Below are 1,465 nucleotides of genomic sequence, written 5' to 3' on the forward strand. Positions count from 1 at the left end.
CAGGGTGGATTCAACTGGTGGACGCAACACCTCAGGTCGAGGAGGGTGTTGATGGGACGACCAGCTGGATGGCTGAAGGAACTCACGGGCCGGTCGGCGATGATCTCGCCAGGCGCCCCGAAGACGCGCCGCAGCATCGAACGCAGGTTCTGGAAAGAGATAGCGACGGGAAGCTCCTCGGAGGACGCAGCCGGGAAGGTGGGCGTGTCTGCAGCCGTCGGGGCACGTTGGTTCCGACAAGGTGGCGGCATGAGGACGATCGAACTCACCGAGCCTGGCGGACGTTATCTATCGTTTCCTGAGCGGGAGGAGATCGCTGTCCTGCACGCTCAGCAGGTGGGCGTGCGCGAGATCGCGCGCAGGATCAACCGCGACCCGGCCACGATCTCGCGCGAGCTGCGTCGAAAACGCCGCTACCCGCGGCGGGAAGCTGGAGTACCGGGCCTCGGTCGCGCAGTGGAAGGCGGAGCTGATGGCGCGGAGGCCGAAGACCGCGAAGCTGGTCGCGAACCCGAGACTACGGAACTACGTCCAGGACCGGCTCAGCGGCGATGTGTGCCATCCAGATGGGTCGATCGTGGCTGGGCCGGACGTACCGGCGTGGAAGGGCAGGTCGAAGCCACGCCGGGCCGACCGGCGGTGGGTCACGGCGTGGAGTCCGGAGCAGATCTCACACCGGCTTGAGATCGACTACCCCGAGGATGAGTCCATGCGTATCAGTCACGAGGCGATCTACCAGTCCCTGTTCATCGAGGGCCGGGGCGCGCTCAAGCGAGAACTGGTCGCCTGCCTGCGCACCGGCCGATCTCTGCGGGTGCCCCGAGCCCGGTCGAAGAACAAGCCTCAAGGGCACGTGACCGAGGATGTGGTCCTCAGTGAACGCCCCGCCGAAGCCGCCGACCGCGCCGTGCCAGGACACTGGGAAGGTGACCTGATCATCGGCACGAACCGGTCCGCGATCGGTACCGTCATTGAGCGCAAGAGCCGAGCCACGTTGCTGGTGCACCTGCCTCGGCTGGACGGCTACGGGCAGACACCGCGGGTCAAGAACGGTCCAGCCCTGGCCGGCTACGGCGCTGTGGCGATGAACGCTGCTTTGACTGCCTCGATGACGACCCTGCCGCAGCAGTTGCGCAAGACGCTGACCTGGGACCGCGGCAAGGAGCTGTCTGGGCATGCGCAGTTCACTGTGGAGACGGGCACGAAGGTGTTCTTCGCCGATCCCCACTCGCCGTGGCAGAGGCCCACGAACGAGAACACGAACGGGCTGCTACGTCAGTACTTCCCGAAGGGTACCGATCTCTCACGCTGGACTGCGCAGGACCTCGAAGCGGTCGCGCTGGCAGTCAACAATCGTCCCCGGAAGGTCCTCGACTGGAAGTCTCCAACTGAGGTGTTCGCCGAGCAGCTACAGTCACTCGAGCAAGAGGGTGTTGCATCCACCGATTGAATCCACCCAGTACGT

The 1,465-nt window shown here is 65.3% G+C and carries 1 pseudogene; it reads left to right on the plus strand.

Annotated features, from left to right (window positions below):
• The first annotated feature begins 51 nt into the window (after positions 1–51).
• A pseudogene (locus AC2W7A_RS12350) lies at positions 52–1,450 on the plus strand (IS30 family transposase).
• Positions 1,451–1,465 lie beyond the last annotated feature (15 nt).

The organism is Micrococcus sp. LASM2_SD2 (genome assembly GCF_057364565.1).